Source organism: Amycolatopsis sp. (assembly GCF_025464955.1).
Lineage (GTDB): Bacteria > Actinomycetota > Actinomycetes > Mycobacteriales > Pseudonocardiaceae > Amycolatopsis.
In genome coordinates, this window is record NZ_JAODNM010000092.1 from 1 (window position 1) to 15,241 (window position 15,241).

The following is a 15,241-nucleotide window of genomic DNA, read 5'->3' on the forward strand; positions in this document are numbered from 1 at the left end:
ACCCCTCACCCCGAGACGTCCTGGGCCGGCCCAAGGGCCGACCCAGGACACACCGGTATGAGAAACTGTTCACGATGTCGTGGGACACATGTGTTCACGAAGTCCTGAGACAGCACAGCCGGTTCTAGCCGGTCTAACACTCACGAGTCCTACAACCCGACCACCGCGGTCAGCACCGTCGTCAGCTCGGCTTCCAGGCCCACCCGGCCGGCGACGCGGCGGGTGCGGGCGAGGTCGTTCGCGATGGTCAGGGCCGCGTGGACGGTGATCTTCGCTTCGCGTGCGGGCAGTTCGGGGCGGACGGCGGAGAGCAGGTCGGTCCACTGCTTGACGTAGTCGCGTTGGATGCGCAGCAGGTCGGCCTTGTCCTTGTCCGGCATCGCCACCGGGTCACCCGAGAACGAGACCACCAGCTCGGGCGTGTGCAGCAGCGTGTGGACGTACGAGGCGACCAGGCGCCGCAGTGCGTCGTGTTCGTCGGTGGCGCGCAGGGCCTCGTCGGCGGCGATCGCCAGGCGGTCCGCGGCACGACGTCCGATCGCGGCCAGTAGCGCGGCCTTGCTGGGGAAGTGGCGGTAGACGCTGGGGCCACTGATGCCCGCGGCGGCGCCGATCTCCTCGATGCTCACCGCGTGGAAGCCGCGCGCGCCGAACAGTGTCGTGGCCGCCGTGAGCAGCTGCTCACGGCGTGACGGCGTCCCGAGGCTCGCTGCCGGAGCTTCCGGAGGCTCGTCGACGCGCTCGGGCAGTGTGACATGCAGCACGCGAAGGGCCAGCTCGACGAGCAGTGCAGCGAAGCGCTTCTTCGCGACCGTCGTGTGGTGGACCGCGACGCTGCCGAACACGCTCAGCCCTGCCCAGCACAGCAGCTCGGCGTCCTCCGGGTCGAGTTCCGGCCGGAGCCCGAGCAGTGCCTTCGACCAGGCTGTGAGCACCGTGCTCGACCGACTGCGGATCTCGCGCTGGTCCTCTTTCGGCAGGTGCCTGCCTTCCCAGCGCCACAGCGCCGCGATCTCCCGGCGTTCCACCGCCTGCGCGGCCAGGCCACTGAGCAGGGCCTGGACCTGCGCGGGAAGCGGGGCGTCGAGGTCGGTCAGCGTCTCGGCAGTCGCGGCTTCCATGTCGTCGATCCCGGACAGCACGACGTAGGCGAGGATCGCCTGCTTGTCGGCGAAATGCCGATACAGCGCCGGCCCGGTGACCCCGGTCGCGGCGGCGATGTCGTTGATCCCGACCCCATGGAAGCCCCGGGCGCGGAACAGCTCCGCGGCGACCGCGGCCAGCTGGGCCTTGCGGTCGCGCGGACGTTGGGCGCGCACGGTCGAGTGATCCATAGGTGAACTAACCCTAGCGCGTGTTGACTCCATCGCAACCCATTGACACCATGGGGTTATCGAGGCATAAGTTAGTCAGTATTAGCATGAGCCCTCAGAATCACAACGCGGTGCGCGGAGGAGTTTTCAGTGAGTAGCGAGGCCTACATCTACGAGGCGTTGCGTACGCCTCGCGGTAAGAACAAGGGCGGTGCCCTCCACGGCACCAAGCCGGTCGACCTGGTCGCCGGCCTGATCAACGAGCTGAAGGTCCGGCACCCCAACCTGGACCCGGCCGTGATCGACGACATCATCCTGGGCGTCGTCTCGCCCGTCGGCGAGCAGGGCGCGGACATCGCTCGCACGGCCGCGCTGGTCGCCGGCCTGCCGGAGACCGTCGCCGGCGTGCAGCTCAACCGCTTCTGCGCCTCCGGGCTCGAAGCCACCAACATGGCCGCCCAGAAGGTCCGGTCCGGCTGGGACCAGCTGATCATCGCCGGCGGTGTCGAGTCGATGTCGCGGGTGCCGATGGGCTCCGACGGCGGTGCGCTGTTCACGGACCCGACCACGGCGTACGACAACTACATCGTCCCGCAGGGCACCGGCGCCGACCTGATCGCCACGATCGAGGGCTTCTCGCGTGAAGACGTCGACGGCTGGGCCGTCCGCTCGCAGGACAAGGCCGAAGCGGCGTGGTCCGGCGGGTACTTCGCGAAGTCCGTCGTCCCGGTCAAGGACATCAACGGCGTCACGATCCTCGACCACGACGAGCACCGCCGCCCCGGCTCGACCGTCGAGAGCCTCGGCAAGCTCAAGCCCGCCTTTGCCGCGATCGGCGAGATGGGCGGCTTCGACGCCGTGGCACTGCAGAAGTACCACTCCGTCGAGAAGATCAACCACGTCCACACCGGCGGTAACTCCTCGGGCATCGTCGACGGCGCGGCCGTCGTGCTGATCGGCAGCGAGCAGATCGGCAAGACGTTCGGCCTGACCCCGCGTGCCCGCATCGTGGCTACCGCGGCGATCGGCTCCGAGCCGACGATCATGCTCACCGGCCCGACCCCGGCCACCGAGAAGGTGCTCAAGACCGCCGGTCTCACCATCGACGACATCGACCTGTTCGAGCTCAACGAGGCCTTCGCGTCCGTGGTGCTCAAGTGGATCAAGGACCTGAAGCTCCCCGAGGAGAAGGTCAACGTCAACGGCGGCGCGATCGCCATGGGCCACCCGCTCGGCGCCACCGGCGCGATGCTGGTCGGCACCGTGGTCGACGAGCTGGAGCGCCGCGACGCACGTCGTGCGCTGGTCACCCTGTGCATCGGCGGCGGCATGGGCGTCGCGACCATCATCGAGCGGGTCTGAGGGATAACGACATGAGTGAAGCGAAAACCATCCGCTGGGAGCAGGACGCGGACGGCATCGTCCTGCTGACGCTCGACGACCCCAAGCAGTCCGCGAACACGATGAACGCCGACTTCCGCGAGTCGCTCGGCGTCGTCGTCGACCGCTTGGAGGCCGAGAAGGACGCCATCACCGGTGTTGTGCTCACCTCGGCGAAGAAGACCTTCTTCGCCGGCGGCGATCTCAACGACCTGATCAAGGCACAGCCCGAGAACGCGGCCGAGTTCACCGCCAGCAGCACCCTGATGAAGGGCCAGATGCGGCGGCTCGAGCAGCTCGGCAAGCCGGTCGTCGCGGCGATCAACGGCGCCGCGCTCGGCGGCGGTCTCGAGATCGCCCTCTCGACGCACCACCGCATCGCGGCCGACGCCAAGGGCAGCGTCATCGGCCTGCCCGAGGTCACCCTCGGCCTGCTGCCGGGCGGTGGCGGCGTGGTCCGCACCGTGCGTCTGCTCGGCATCCAGAGCGCGCTGCTGAACGTCCTGCTGCAGGGCACGCGGCACAAGCCGCGCAAGGCGCTGGAAATCGGTCTGGTGCACGAAGTCGTCGACACCGTCGAGGAGCTCGTGCCCGCCGCGAAGGCGTGGATCAAGGCGAACCCCGAAGGCGGCGTCCAGCCCTGGGACGTCAAGGGCTACAAGATCCCGGGCGGCACGCCGTCCAACCCGAGTTTCGCGGCGAACCTGCCCGCGTTCCCGGCGAACCTGCGCAAGCAGATCAAGGGCGCCAACATGCCTGCCCCGCGCGCGATCCTCGCCGCGGCGATCGAGGGTGCGCAGGTCGACTTCGACACCGCGATCCTCGTCGAGACCCGGTACTTCGTCAGCCTCGCGACCGGCCAGGTCTCGAAGAACATGACAAAAGCGTTCTTCTTCGACCTCCAGCGCATCAATTCCGGTGGTTCGCGGCCTGACGGCTACGAAAAGTTCACCGCGAAGAAGGTCGGCGTAGTCGGCGCCGGGATGATGGGCGCGGCGATCGCGTACGTCTCCGCGAAGGCCGGCATCGACGTCGTACTCAAGGACGTCACGCAGGAAGCCGCCGACAAGGGCAAGGGTTACGCGGTCAAGATCGAGGAGAAGGCGCTCTCTCGTGGCAAGACCACGAAGGAGCGTTCCGAGGCTCTGCTGGCGAAGATCAAGCCGACCGCCGACCCGGCCGACTTCGCGGGCGTCGACTTCGTGATCGAGGCCGTGTTCGAGAGCGTCGAGCTGAAGCACAAGGTGTTCAGCGAGATCGAGAGCGTCGTGAACGCGGACGCCGTCCTCGGCTCCAACACCTCGACGCTGCCGATCACCTCGCTGGCCGAGGGCGTGCAGCGGCAGGAAGACTTCATCGGGATCCACTTCTTCTCCCCGGTCGACAAGATGCCGCTGGTGGAGATCATCCGCGGTGAGAAGACGTCCGACGCCACGTTGGCGAAGGTCTTCGACTACACGCTGCAGATCAAGAAGACTCCGATCGTCGTCAACGACAGCCGCGGGTTCTTCACCTCGCGGGTCATCGGCACCTTCATCAACGAGGCCGTCGCGGCTCTCGGCGAGGGGGTCGAGCCCGCTTCGATCGAGCAGGCCGGTGCGCAGGCCGGGTACCCGGCGCCGCCGCTGCAGCTGATGGACGAGCTGACGCTGACCCTGCCGCGCAAGATCCGGCTCGAGTCCCGCGCGGCCGTCGAAGCCGAGGGCGGCACCTGGCACGGGCACGCGTCCGAGGCTGTCATCGACAAGATGGTCGAGGAGTTCGACCGCAAGGGCCGCTCGACCGGGTCCGGTTTCTACTCCTACGGCGAGGACGGCAAGCGCACCGGGCTTTGGTCCGGTCTGCGTGAGGCGTTCAACTCGGGCAGCGCGACTGTGCCGTTCGAGGACCTCAAGGAGCGGATGCTGTTCGCCGAGGCGCTCGAGACCGTCAAGTGCTTCGACGAGGGCGTGCTCAAGACCGTGGAGGACGCCAACATCGGGTCCATCTTCGGCATCGGGTTCCCCGCGTGGACCGGTGGGGTCATCCAGTACATCAACCAGTACTCCGGTGGCCTGGCCGGCTTCGTCGCCCGCTCGCGTGAGCTGGCGGAGCGCTACGGCGACCACTTCCTCCCGCCCGCCTCCTTGGTCGAGAAGGCCGAAAAGGGCGAGATCTTCGAGTAGTCCCAACCACAGCTCGTGAGTGTTCAGGCCGGTTCTATCCGGCCTGAACACTCACGAGCTCTAGAGGCCGAGGTGGCTGAGGTCCCGGACCGGGGTGACGTCGACCAGGCCGTAGGCCGCTTCGGGGATCTGCCCGGCGAGTTCCAGCGCGCGGTCCAGGTCCGCGCAGTCGACGAGGTAGAAGCCGGCAAGATGCTCCTTGACCTCGGCGAACGGCCCGTCCGTCGACATCGACTGCCCGGCGCGGGCCGGAACGCGCTTCGTCGTCGACGGGTCGTCCAGCGACTCGTGGGCGAGCACCTCCCCGGACGCCTCGAGCTTCTCGTTCAGCACGGCGTACGCGCGAGTGGCCTCGACGCGCTGTTCGTGAGAAAGCCTTTTCCAGTACTGCAGGGTCGCCTCGTTGCCGCGGATCAGGATCAGGTACTTCACGGCACGTCGGCGAGCCGCGAGGACAGGCTGGTGGGCCGCTCCGGCGGCCACCACACCGACCTGGGCGGCGCGGCCGCGTCGTCGTCGGGAAGGTCGATCGCGTCGTCGCCCTGCTGCCAGGCCGTCCAGTGCGGCGTGCACAGTCCTCGCCACAGTGCCGGTTCGGTGCATTCGTGACGACGGCATGTGCTGCCGTGGGCTTCTGCGTTCACCATGGGCCTTCCCCTCGTCGTGGACCCCTCCCCGAGTGGCGGGTCGACACTAATCCGGTTATCTGGTGAGACGCCGCAAGCGAGCAAGGTGTTACTGGAGATTGACGTGAGATCGGATTTTTGTCGAGATGCCCGGGAACCACCAGGCCAGGGACCCGAACAAAGGCCAGGCCGAGGCCGAACTGCTGCAGCATCCGCGACGGGTCCAGCAGGAACGCGCCGAACACCGCGACCATGATCGCGGCCGCCGCGGTGATGACCCCGCCCGTCGCCGCCAGGCCTTCGCGGACGGCAGCCCGCGCGTCGCTGTCGCGTCGCCACTCCTCGTGCATGCGTGACACCAGGAACACCTCGTAGTCCATGGACAGCCCGAACACGATCGCGAAGATCATCACCGGTACGTACGCCTCGATCGGTCCGGCCTGCGCGCCGAACAAGCCGTACCCGAACACCAGCGTGATCACACCGAGCGACGCCCCGATGCTCAGGAGGTTCAGTACCGCGGCTTTGAGCGGGATGAGGATCGAGCGGAACACGAACATCAGCAGCAGCGCGGACAAACCGACCACTACCAGGATGAACAGCGGCAACCGGCCGGCAACGGCGTCCGCGTAGTCGTCGGCGGCCGCCACCGATCCTCCTACCAGGTGTTTTCCGGGCAGTGAAGGCAAAACCTGAGTGCGCAACCGGGTTACCAGGTCGTAGGCCTGCCTGCTCGTGGACGACGTCGGGTCGGTGCCGGAGTCGGCGAACCCGAGCCGCATCCCGAGCGCGGGCAGGGACAGGGCCGCCAGCGCGACCACGCCGCATACCAGCGGTACCAACGGACGGCGTTGCACTCGATCGGCGAGCCGACGCCAACCGTTGCCCCGCTCTCGCGTTGCCTTTGCCGCGTGTCGCCGGATTCCCCGCTCGATACGGGCCCCGAAGAGCGACAGCAACGCCGGCAGTAGGGTGATCGACGCGAGCATGGTGACCAGGACCGTCAGCGCGACCGCGAGCGCGACACCCCGCAGCGAACCGAGTCCGAGCGCGAGCAACCCGAGCAGCGTGATCATCACCGTGCTTCCGGCGAATAGGACGGACCGCCCAGCCGTGTCCAGGGCCCGCCGAGCAGCGGTCTCGCGGTCGAGCCCGGCGAGGAGTTCGGTGCGGTAGCGCGAGAAAATCAACAACGCGTAGTCGACGCCGACGCCGAGCCCGACCAGCATCATCAGCGGTGCGGTGTAGGAGGCGATGTCGACGAAGTGGGAGACCAGGATGATCACGCCGAGCGTGCTGCCGACGGCGAACACCGCGGTGATCACCGGAAGCCCCGCCGCGAGCAGCGAGCGGAACATGAACACCAGGATCACCAGTGCGGCGAGCAGGCCGATTCCTTCGGACGCGCCGCCGCCGCAGGGACGTTCACTCGACGGCCATGCCGCGCTGTCGTTCGACGCAGCCGAGGTGATGATCACCGCGACCGCGTACCTGCGCGAAACCGCGGCGACGATCCCGGTCACGCCGGGCTCGATCTGGCGTGAGATCACCGCGATCCACACGTCGCAGCCGGACGCCCAGCAGACCAACAAGTACATCGAGGGCGTCACCGGCACGATCGACTACGGCGGCGACATCGGCCGAAACGTGCCGGAGAACAAGCCCGTCGCCGTCATGCGCGTCGAAGGCGGCGAAGTCGACCACCACATCCCCGCCTTCTGCGGCACCGCGAGCGGCCGACAACAGGACCCCTGGTGCCCCGCCGGATAGGACTCGTGAGTGTTCCGGCCAGCCCGGGTGCGGGTGTCCCGCAGGGCGCAGTAAGCGGCCGGAACACTCACGAGTCAGAACAGCGGCGGGATGATCGCGTCGATGAGGTGCGGGCCGGGCTCGGCGTAGGCGGCGGCGAGCTGCTCGGCGAGTTCCTCGGCGGTGGTCGCACGGGTGGCGGGGACACCGAGGCCTTCGGCGATCTTGACGAAGTCCATGTCCGGCCCCGAAAGGTCGAGCAGGGCCTTGGCCTTCGGGCCGGAACCCTCCGCGCCGACACGCTGCAGTTCCAGCCGCAGGATCGCATACGCGCGGTTGTTGAGGATGACCGTCGTGACGTTCAGGTTCTCGTGGGCCTGCGTCCACAGGGTCGAGATCGTGTACAGCGCGCTGCCGTCGGACTGCAGGTTGAGCACGGGCCGGTCCGGCGCCGCGACGGCCGCGCCGGTGGCGACCGGAATGCCGTAGCCGATCGCGCCGCCGGTCAGCGTCAGGACGTCGTGGCGGGGCGCGCCGGCCGTCGCGGTCGGCAGCAGCAGGCCGGACGTGTTGGCCTCGTCGGCGATGATCGCGTTCTCCGGCAGCGTCGCGCCGATGACGTCGACCCAGTTCTGCGGTGTCAGGTCGCCGGTCGGTAGCGCGGGTCGGCTTTCAGCCTGCAGCACGGGTTCGGTGCCCGCGGCGACCAGCTCGGCGAGGTCGGTCAGCGCGCCGACCATGTCCTCGTCGACCTCGGCCAGCACGTGTACCTTCGCGCCTTCGGGGACGAGATCGCTCGGCTTGCCCGGGTACGCGAAGAACGACACAGGCGTGCGCGTACCAGCGATGACGAGGTGCTTGATGCCGTCGAGCTGGTAGGTGACCTGCTCCGCGAGGTAGCCGAGACGGTCGATCGCCGGCACGCCCGCACCGCGCTCGAGCCTGCTCGGGAACGTTTCCACAAAGGACTTCGCACCGGTGGCGGCGGAAATCCGGCTGACCGCCCGCAAACCCTCTTCGCGGCACGCGCGGCCGCCGATCAGGACCGCGACCGATTCACCGCTCTTGAGGATGTCCGCGACCGCCTTGACAGTGGCCTCGTCGACCTTCTTCGGCGCGCGCGGCGTCACCGGCGAGCTGGTTTCCCCGCCCTCGCCCCAAGAAGCGTCCGCCGGCAGGATCAGCGTGGCGATGCGCCCCGGCGCGTCTTGCGCGGCGGCAACGGCCGCGGCGGCGTCGACCGCGACCTCGGCCACCGTCTCCGAGCGCTTCACCCAGCCCTTCAGCCAACCGGCCAGCGCGTCGATGTCCGACTCCAGCGGCGCGTCGTACTTCTTGTGGTAGGTCGCGTGGTCGCCGACGATGTTCACGATCGGCGAGTTCGCGCGCCGCGCGTTGTGCAGGTTGGCGAGCCCGTTGCCGAGCCCCGGGCCGAGGTGCAGCAGCGTGGCGGCGGGCTTGTCCGCGATACGTGCGTAACCGTCCGCGGCACCGGTGACCCCGCCCTCGAACAGCCCGAGTACGCCGCGCATTTCGGGGACGGAATCGAGCGCGGCGACGAAGTGCATCTCCGAGGTGCCCGGGTTGGAGAAGCACACATCGACGCCCGCGTCGACGAGGGTGCGGATCAGGGACTGCGCGCCGTTCATGGTTCTCCTAGAAAAAGGGGGTCAGTCGAACAGAACACCGGGGTTGAGGATCCCGGCGGGGTCGAAACTCGTCTTGAGGCGCCGCATGAGGTCGATCTTCGCCGGGTCCTCCAGCGCGAGGAAGTGTGCCTTCTTGGCGTGCCCGATCCCGTGCTCACCGGAGATGGCTCCGCCGAGTTCCATCGCGAAGGCGAAGATCCCGTGCAGCAGTTCGTCGCGCTTGGCGACGTCCTTCTGGAACACCGCCAGGTGCACGTTTCCGTCACCGGCGTGCCCGCAGCCGACCACGCCCGATCCCGACGCCGTGCCGAGTTCCCTTGCCTTGGTGAGGAACTTCGACATCGCGGAGCGGGGGACGACGACGTCGATCACTTCGTCGGCACCGGCGGACTTCGCGGTCCAGAAGGCGTTCTCTCGCGCTTCGATGAGTTTGCGCGCGGAGGGCCCTTCAAGCACGTAGACGTCTGCGGCGCCGAGTTCGCTCAGCAGCTCTCCGGCGATTTCGACGTCCACGTCGAGCCGGTCGCTGTCGCGGTTCTCGAGGCCGACGACGAGATACGCCTGCGACGCGTCGCGAACGGCGTCAGGGATGCCGAGCGAGAGTTCCGCCGTGTAGGTGATCGCGGCCATGGTGAACGCGTCGATGTACTCGAGGATGTGCGGCGCGAGCCCGCTCGAGATGATCCTCGGAACGGCCGTCATGACCTCGTCGAGGTCGTTGAACGGCGCCAGCAGTGTTGCGCCGTGGGCCAGCCGGGGGTGGAGCTTCACGATGACTTCGGTGGCGAGCGCCAGCGTGCCTTCGGAGCCGATGATCAGCTGGGTCAGGTCGTACCCGGTGGACGTCTTCGCGGACTTGCCACCGGTCCGGATGATCTCGCCGGTGGCCAGGACGGCCTGCAGGCCAAGGACGTTGTTGCGGGTCACGCCGTACTTCACCGCACGCATGCCGCCCGCGTTGGTGCCGACGTTGCCGCCGACGCTCGCGCTGAGCTCGCCGGGGTACACGGTGTAGCTGAGGCCGGCCGCGGAGGTCTTTTCGTCCAGTTCCAGCAGCGTCACGCCAGGCTGGACGACGGCGACGTGGTCGTCGGAGTCGATCTCGAGGACGGCGTTCATCCGTTCGAACGAGATGACCAGTGCGTCGTCGCTCGGCCTCGCGGCGCCGGAGAGGCCGCTGCCGGAACCGCGCGCGGTGACGGGGATGTTGTGTTCTGTCGCAAGCTTCAGCAGCGCGGAGACTTCTTCCGCGGTGGCCGGCTTCGCGACGTACGCGGGCTTACCCGGTTCGAGGGACAGGCCCTCGTCGTGCGTGAAGTCCTCGGGGATCGCGTCGCCTGCCAGCAGGTTCTTCTCGCCCACGATCTCGGCCAGCTGTGCCTCGACGGTTCCCATCGGCAGCCCTCTCCCTCACGCGCCCTTGCCTGGTTACCGCAGCGTAGTACGTACGCCGGACAGGCCGCCATGAAAGTGATTCATGTTTCGCCGGGAGGACTTTCGCGGGGAGGACTTTGCGGGGGCCGACCCGCGCCAACGCGCCGACCCCCGCCTAACTGGTGCCGCTAGATCAGACCAGCCAGCCGATCAGGTGCGCCACGCCGGCAAGGATGTTGGTGAGGATGTTGCCGCAGTGGTGCGCGTGCTCGAAGAACAGCTGCATGTGAGGGGCTCCTAAATCGGATTCGTGTGCAGAAATGCTTTCGAAAGCGAAAAGGAGATTTTCACCGCCGCGGCGGGTTGTCAAAGATCGTCGCGGGGCTCTCAGGTTGACTTCGGCGGCATGTTAAACACGTAACTCTTTCGGCTTTTACCCAGGGGTCGTCACTCGGTTGTGGACCACGTTCGGTGATCATTGTGACGGCGACCACCCCCGGTGATCCGGCGCATTGCCCGGCATCTGGGGGGCAGGCTGCCACGAACGGGTTTTTCCGTGACACGAAAGGTTAACCCTCCAGTATCACTCGTCCGAGTGACGGCGAAACGAAAGAGATTCGCCTTCGACCCCGCGGAGCCACAGATCCTGGGCTGCCGCGGCCATCTCGGCGAGCCCTTCGTCGATCGTGGCGAACACGTTTCCGGGCACCCACCCGGCGTCACCATTGATTAACAGATTGTTTCGGCCATAAAAAATAGCCAGATCTGTTGCCCCCTGATCACCGTGTGCTTCGCTCTCCGTTTCGTAGCCGTACGCGGGATTGCCGATTTCCCAGGCTTCGAACCCGAAATACACGACATCGCCGGGGATCGGCGTGACGGTCGGGTTCTCCCGGCCCGGTTTCGGCTCCGCGAAGGGCGGGACCAGCGTGTACACCTCGTTGCGGGCGTACTTCGCGTGATATGCCGAACCGCTGTGCGGCAGCGCGTCCCACACCGCCTTGCAGGTGCGCGGCGCCTCGGCGTCGAGCAGCCGGGCGCGGCACGAGACGCCGCGCTTGTCCAGGCTGATCGTGATGTACCGGCTCATTTCAGCTCCCCGTGACGGCGGCGACGGTTTCCGTCCAGATGGCCAGCGCGTCGTCGATCTGGCTCGCGTCGACGACCAGCGGCGGGATCATCCGGACGACGTTCGAGTACGCGCCGCAGGTCAGCAGGAGGAGTCCGCGTTCGGCGGCGGCTTTCTGGACGGCCGACGCGGTGGCGGGGTCCGGGTCGCCGTCGGGCGTGGTGAACTCCGAGCCGACCAGCAGGCCGAGGCCGCGGACGTCCCCGATCCCCGGAGTCTTGTCGCTGACCAGGCGGGCGCCGGTGATGAGCTGGCGACCGCGTTCGGCGGCGTTTTCGACCAGGCTCTCGTCCTGGATGACGTCGAGGGTCGCGATGGCCGCCGCGCACGAAACCGCGTTGCCGCCATACGTCCCGCCCTGCGACCCCGGCCACGCCTTGCCCATCAGCTCCTCGGACGCGGCGATGCCAGACAGCGGGAAGCCGCTGGCCAGGCCCTTGGCGATGAGGACGACGTCCGGGTGGACGTCGAAGTGGTCGTGGCCCCAGAACTTGCCGGTGCGGCCGAACCCGGTCTGCACCTCGTCCATCACCAGCAGGATCCCGTGGGCGTCGGCGCGCTCGCGCAGTCCGGCGAGGAACTCGGTGTTCGCCGGCACGTAACCGCCTTCGCCGAGGACCGGCTCGATGAAGAACGCGGCGGTCTCGTTCGGCGCACTGACCGTGGCGAACAGGTAGTCGAGCTCGCGCAGGGCGAACTTCGTCGCGGTCTGCTCGTCCCAGCCGTAGTGGAACGCGTACGGGAACGGCGCGACGTGGACGCCCGCCATCAGCGGTGAGATGCCCGCGCTGAAGCGGGTGCCGGACGTCGTCATGGACGCGGCGGCGACCGTGCGGCCATGGAAACCGCCCTGGAAGACGATGACGTTCGGGCGCCGAGTGGCTTGACGAGACAGGCGTAGCGCGGCTTCGACAGCTTCGCTGCCGGAGTTGGCGAAGAACAGCGAGTCCAGGCCCGCGGGCAGTACGCCGCCCAGCTTCTCGGTGAGTTCGAGGAGTGGCTTGTGCATGACTGTCGTGTACTGGCCGTGGATCAGCTTGCCGATCTGCTCGCGCGCGGCTTCGACGACGCGGGGGTGGCAGTGGCCAGTGCTGGTCACGCCGATGCCGGCGGTGAAGTCGAGGTGGCGGCGGCCTTCGGTGTCGTAGAGGTACACGCCCTCACCGTGGTCGACGACGACGGGCGTGGCCTGCTTGAGCAGCGGGGAGAGCTGGGCCATGGGAGCGTGACTCCTAAGTCTGCCGGGTTGGTTGTCGATTGTTGACAATATTCGTAGCATGGTCCCCGGCACACTGCAATGAACCGAGGAGCGGTCTGAATGAGCTCGATCAGCGAGTCAGGGGTAGTCGAGGCGGTCGGCAAGGAACTGTTCATCGGGGGCAAATGGACCGCGGCGGCCGGCGGGAAGACGTTCGCCGTGTCCGATCCGTCGACGGGGAAGGTGCTCTGCGAGATCGCGGACGCGTCGCCCGCGGACGGCATGGCCGCGCTCGACGCCGCTGTCGGCGCTCAAGCCGCGTGGGCCGCGTACGCGCCGCGTGAACGCGGGGAGATCCTGCGACGCGCGTATGACCTGCTGCTTCACCGCGCTGACGAGCTCGCCCTGCTGATGACGCTCGAGATGGGCAAGCCGCTCGCCGAGGCAAAGGGCGAGATCACCTACGCCGCCGAGTTCTTCCGCTGGTTCGCCGAGGAAGCCGTCCGCATCGACGGCGGGTATGCCGTGGCGCCCAACGGCGTCGGCCGGTTCCTGGTCACCAAGCAGCCCGTCGGCCCGACGCTGCTGATCACCCCGTGGAACTTCCCGATGGCGATGGGCACCCGCAAGATCGGCCCGGCGATCGCCGCCGGCTGCACGATGGTGATCAAGCCCGCCGCGCAGACCCCGCTGTCGATGTTGGCGCTGACCGGGATCCTCGTCGAGGCGGGGCTGCCCGAAGGCGTGCTCAACGTGCTGACCACGACCGACTCCGGCGGCGTGATGGAACCGCTGATCCGCGACGGACGCGCGCGCAAGCTGTCGTTCACCGGGTCCACCGCGGTCGGGCGCAAGCTGCTCGAACAGTGCGCGGACAAGGTACTGCGGACGTCGATGGAGCTCGGCGGCAACGCGCCGTTCGTGGTGTTCGACGACGCGGATCTCGACGCCGCGATCGACGGCGTCATGCAGGCGAAGATGCGCAACATCGGTGAAGCGTGCACGGCGGCGAACCGGATCTACGTGCAGAGCGGCATCGTCGACGAGTTCTCACGGCGGCTGACCGAGCGCATGTCGGCGCTGCCGATGGGGCGTGGCACCGAACCGGGCGTCGTCGTCGGCCCGCTCATCGACGAAGCCGCGGTGAAGAAGGTCAGCGAGCTGGTCAAGGACGCGACGGACCGAGGTGCGCAAGTGCTCACCGGTGGGTCCGCTGTGGACGGTCCTGGCCACTTCTACCCGGCGACAGTGCTGGTCGGGGTCTCCGCGGAGTCACGGTTGACGCAGGAGGAGATCTTCGGCCCGGTGGCACCGGTTTTCACCTTCGACACCGAGGACGAGGCCGTGACGGCCGCCAACAACACCGAATTCGGGCTGGTGTCGTACCTCTACACGTCCGACCTGAAGCGCGGGTTGCGGGTTTCCGAGCGGCTCGAAGCCGGGATGATCGGGCTCAACCAGGGCGTCGTGTCCAACCCGGCCGCGCCGTTCGGCGGGATCAAGCAGTCCGGCCTCGGACGTGAGGGCGGCACCGTCGGCATCGACGAGTTCCTCGAGGTCAAGTACATCGCGGTGAGCCTGTGAGCGACTACCGCATCGCGTCGATCCCCGGTGACGGGATCGGCGTCGACGTTCAGATCGAGGCACGCAAGGTCCTCGACACCGCGGCGCGGCTGCACGGGTTCGGTCTGAAGTGGACGGAGTTCGACTGGAGCTGCGAGCGGTACACGAAAACCGGGGCGATGATGCCGGCGGACGGTATCGAGCAGCTGTCGGCGTTCGACGGGATCCTGTTGGGCGCGGTCGGTTTTCCCGGGGTGGCGGACCATGTTTCGTTGTGGGGCCTGCTCATTCCGATCCGGCGCGCGTTCTCGCAGTACATCAACCTGCGGCCGGTGCGGTTGCTGCCGGGCACGACGTCGGTGCTGGGCGGCCGGTCGGGCGACGAGTTGGAGATGGTGATCGTCCGGGAGAACTCCGAGGGCGAGTACTCCGCGATCGGTGGGCGGCACAACGCCGGCCGACCGGACGAATTCGCCCTGCAGGAGTCGGTTTTCACCCGGGTCGGGGTGGAACGCGTCGTGCGGTTCGCGTTCGAACTGGCCCGCACGCGGACGAGTCGGGTGTGCTCGGCGACGAAGTCGAACGGGATCATCCACACCATGCCGTTCTGGGACGAGATTTTCGCCTCGGTGGCGAAGGAGTACCCCGATGTGGCCGCCGAGCAGTGCCACATCGACGCGCTCGTCGCGCGCATGGTGCAGGATCCGGGCCGGCTCGACGTCGTCGTCGGGTCGAACCTGTTCGGGGACATCCTGAGCGACCTGGCGGCGGCCGTGACCGGCGGGCTCGGGATGGCGCCTTCGGGCAACATCAACCCGCCTGGTGAGTTCCCGTCGATGTTCGAGGCCGTCCACGGCAGCGCGCCGGACATCGCCGGACAGGGCATCGCGAACCCGGTCGCGCAGATCCTGGCCGCCGCGATGATGCTCGACCATCTCGGGGAAACCGTTGCGGCGCAGGCGATCAACGCCACGGTGGAGCAGGTGCTGACCGAGGGTGCCGTGCTCACCCCCGACCTCGGCGGCCGCGCGACGACGTCCGACCTCGGCTCGGCGGTGGCGGCGGGACTCGGCTAGGGCGGCCGTTCGCGCACGT

The 15,241-nt window shown here is 67.9% G+C and carries 12 protein-coding genes and 1 pseudogene; 5 read left to right on the plus strand and 8 right to left on the minus strand.

The genetic code is table 11. The features are described 5' to 3' along the window. Positions 1–149 precede the first annotated feature (149 nt). On the minus strand, positions 150–1,334 hold the full coding sequence (locus JWQ81_RS19900) for a TetR/AcrR family transcriptional regulator (protein WP_297543677.1): 1,185 nt from the start codon (positions 1,332–1,334) through the stop codon (positions 150–152). A 129-nt stretch (positions 1,335–1,463) separates the two neighbouring features. Here JWQ81_RS19900 and JWQ81_RS19905 point away from each other — a divergent pair, with 129 nt between their 5' ends. Together JWQ81_RS19905 and JWQ81_RS19910 are read left to right on the plus strand one after the other, a co-directional pair. Beyond that, positions 1,464–2,675 carry an acetyl-CoA C-acetyltransferase gene (locus JWQ81_RS19905; RefSeq protein WP_297543679.1) on the plus strand — a complete coding sequence of 404 codons (1,212 nt, stop codon included), beginning with the start codon at positions 1,464–1,466 and terminating at the stop codon, positions 2,673–2,675. Positions 2,676–2,686: 11 nt separating this feature from the next. Continuing rightward, positions 2,687–4,858: a 3-hydroxyacyl-CoA dehydrogenase NAD-binding domain-containing protein gene (locus tag JWQ81_RS19910; protein WP_297543681.1), complete on the plus strand. Its 2,172-nt coding sequence runs from the start codon at positions 2,687–2,689 to the stop codon at positions 4,856–4,858. Between the two features lie 60 nt (positions 4,859–4,918). On the opposite strand, the gene JWQ81_RS19915 is transcribed toward JWQ81_RS19910, so the two are convergent. From JWQ81_RS19915 to JWQ81_RS19925, 3 genes and pseudogenes are all read right to left on the minus strand, one after another. Beyond that, positions 4,919–5,290 carry a YciI family protein gene (locus tag JWQ81_RS19915; protein ID WP_297543682.1) on the minus strand — a complete coding sequence of 124 codons (372 nt, stop codon included), beginning with the start codon at positions 5,288–5,290 and terminating at the stop codon, positions 4,919–4,921. After that, complete coding sequence (locus tag JWQ81_RS19920) at positions 5,287–5,505, minus strand: hypothetical protein (RefSeq protein WP_297543684.1); 219 nt, start codon at positions 5,503–5,505, stop codon at positions 5,287–5,289. Before JWQ81_RS19920 ends, JWQ81_RS19915 begins: the two co-directional genes overlap by 4 nt. Positions 5,506–5,666: 161 nt before the next feature. Beyond that, positions 5,667–6,896, minus strand: a pseudogene (locus tag JWQ81_RS19925) (MMPL family transporter); the annotation flags it as partial. Between JWQ81_RS19925 and JWQ81_RS19930 the strand changes: the two are divergent. After that, on the plus strand, positions 6,841–7,254 hold the full coding sequence (locus JWQ81_RS19930; RefSeq protein WP_297543688.1) for a hypothetical protein: 414 nt from the start codon (positions 6,841–6,843) through the stop codon (positions 7,252–7,254). The pseudogene JWQ81_RS19925 and the gene JWQ81_RS19930 sit on opposite strands and share 56 nt — an antisense overlap. A gap of 74 nt (positions 7,255–7,328) precedes the next feature. On the opposite strand, the gene JWQ81_RS19935 is transcribed toward JWQ81_RS19930, so the two are convergent. The 4 genes from JWQ81_RS19935 to JWQ81_RS19950 form a co-directional block, all read right to left on the minus strand. Beyond that, positions 7,329–8,882: an acetolactate synthase large subunit gene (locus JWQ81_RS19935; protein WP_297543690.1), complete on the minus strand. Its 1,554-nt coding sequence runs from the start codon at positions 8,880–8,882 to the stop codon at positions 7,329–7,331. Between the two features lie 21 nt (positions 8,883–8,903). Further along, a complete protein-coding gene (locus JWQ81_RS19940) occupies positions 8,904–10,277 on the minus strand; it encodes an FAD-linked oxidase C-terminal domain-containing protein (RefSeq protein ID WP_297543692.1) in 1,374 nt (457 codons plus the stop codon). 562 nt (positions 10,278–10,839) lie between these two features. Beyond that, positions 10,840–11,346 (minus strand): DUF3830 family protein, encoded by a 507-nt coding sequence (locus JWQ81_RS19945; protein ID WP_297543694.1) that lies wholly within the window; start codon positions 11,344–11,346, stop codon positions 10,840–10,842. A gap of 1 nt (position 11,347) precedes the next feature. Then, positions 11,348–12,604, minus strand: a complete 1,257-nt coding sequence (locus JWQ81_RS19950) for an aminotransferase class III-fold pyridoxal phosphate-dependent enzyme (RefSeq protein ID WP_297543696.1) — start codon at positions 12,602–12,604, stop codon at positions 11,348–11,350. A 99-nt stretch (positions 12,605–12,703) separates the two neighbouring features. On the opposite strand from JWQ81_RS19950, the gene JWQ81_RS19955 reads away from it, so the two are divergent. Together JWQ81_RS19955 and JWQ81_RS19960 are read left to right on the plus strand one after the other, a co-directional pair. After that, positions 12,704–14,167 carry an NAD-dependent succinate-semialdehyde dehydrogenase gene (locus tag JWQ81_RS19955; protein WP_297543698.1) on the plus strand — a complete coding sequence of 488 codons (1,464 nt, stop codon included), beginning with the start codon at positions 12,704–12,706 and terminating at the stop codon, positions 14,165–14,167. Then, positions 14,164–15,222 carry a tartrate dehydrogenase gene (locus JWQ81_RS19960; protein ID WP_297543700.1) on the plus strand — a complete coding sequence of 353 codons (1,059 nt, stop codon included), beginning with the start codon at positions 14,164–14,166 and terminating at the stop codon, positions 15,220–15,222. The genes JWQ81_RS19955 and JWQ81_RS19960 overlap by 4 nt, the downstream gene beginning before the upstream one ends. Positions 15,223–15,241: the final 19 nt, after the last annotated feature.

Bases quoted from the DNA above. Each gene is read 5' to 3' on its own strand.
- JWQ81_RS19900 (WP_297543677.1), bottom strand. From the start codon at position 1,334: ATGGATCACTCGACCGTGCGCGCCCAACGTCCGCGCGACCGCAAGGCC.
- JWQ81_RS19910 (WP_297543681.1), top strand. From the start codon at position 2,687: ATGAGTGAAGCGAAAACCATCCGCTGGGAGCAGGACGCGGACGGCATC.
- JWQ81_RS19920 (WP_297543684.1), bottom strand. From the start codon at position 5,505: ATGGTGAACGCAGAAGCCCACGGCAGCACATGCCGTCGTCACGAATGC.
- JWQ81_RS19930 (WP_297543688.1), top strand. From the start codon at position 6,841: ATGAACACCAGGATCACCAGTGCGGCGAGCAGGCCGATTCCTTCGGAC.
- JWQ81_RS19935 (WP_297543690.1), bottom strand. From the start codon at position 8,882: ATGAACGGCGCGCAGTCCCTGATCCGCACCCTCGTCGACGCGGGCGTC.
- JWQ81_RS19940 (WP_297543692.1), bottom strand. From the start codon at position 10,277: ATGGGAACCGTCGAGGCACAGCTGGCCGAGATCGTGGGCGAGAAGAAC.
- JWQ81_RS19945 (WP_297543694.1), bottom strand. From the start codon at position 11,346: ATGAGCCGGTACATCACGATCAGCCTGGACAAGCGCGGCGTCTCGTGC.
- JWQ81_RS19950 (WP_297543696.1), bottom strand. From the start codon at position 12,604: ATGGCCCAGCTCTCCCCGCTGCTCAAGCAGGCCACGCCCGTCGTCGTC.
- JWQ81_RS19955 (WP_297543698.1), top strand. From the start codon at position 12,704: ATGAGCTCGATCAGCGAGTCAGGGGTAGTCGAGGCGGTCGGCAAGGAA.